The organism is Vibrio sp. 2134-1, from assembly GCF_033339495.1.
This window is the reverse complement of the sequence record NZ_JAWOUS010000616.1, coordinates 1-617: the sequence shown is the minus strand read 5'-3', so window position 1 is coordinate 617 and position 617 is coordinate 1. Positions and strand designations below refer to the sequence as shown.

2 protein-coding genes are annotated in these 617 nt (G+C 47.0%); one reads left to right on the top strand and one right to left on the bottom strand.

Going from position 1 to position 617, the window contains the following annotated elements; all coding sequences use genetic code 11:
* The coding region (locus tag R7R78_RS27560) for a DUF615 domain-containing protein (RefSeq protein ID WP_225474787.1) at positions 1-112 on the top strand (112 nt) is incomplete at its 5' end.
* 72 nt (positions 113-184) lie between these two features.
* Here R7R78_RS27560 and R7R78_RS27555 read toward each other — a convergent pair.
* Positions 185-617: NAD(P)-dependent oxidoreductase (locus R7R78_RS27555; protein WP_318119676.1), on the bottom strand; the 433-nt coding region annotated here is incomplete at its 5' end.

The following is a 617-nucleotide window of genomic DNA, read 5'->3' as shown; positions in this document are numbered from 1 at the left end:
TCTACGTCAACTTGCACGACAAGCAGCGAAAGAGAAAAAAGCCGGTAAACCAGCAAAATCTTACCGTGAAATTTTCCAAATCCTGAAAGCGTTAAACGAAGAAGAAATCTAATCTTCCTTCGTAAACCATAAAGACAAAGCAGACCACTAGGTCTGCTTTTTTAATGCGGATAATCAACGCCCATTAAGCGAGGCGATTGAGGAGGTCTCCGCGCTGAAACGCGTTAATGTTCTCAATCAGGATGTCGGCCAAGCGTTGAATCGACGAATCACTTCCCCACGCAACATGAGGCGTTAACAGCAAATTCGGTAAGTGAATATTAGCGATCAGAGGGTTGCTCTCATCGGCAGGCTCCTGAGTAAATACATCAAAACCTGCTGCTGCGATCTCCCCCTGTTTTAGAGCATCCACCAACGCTTGCTCATCAACCAAACCGCCTCGACCGGTGTTGATTAGAATCGCGTTTGGTTTCATTTGCTGTAACTCGGCTTTGCCAATCAAATTCTGCGTATGCTCGTTAAGCGGACAGTGCAAAGTCAACGCGTCAGAGTGTTTCAACACTTCCTCAAATGGCACATAACCTGGTCGACATTCTGCCGCTCCTTTACGCTCCGCG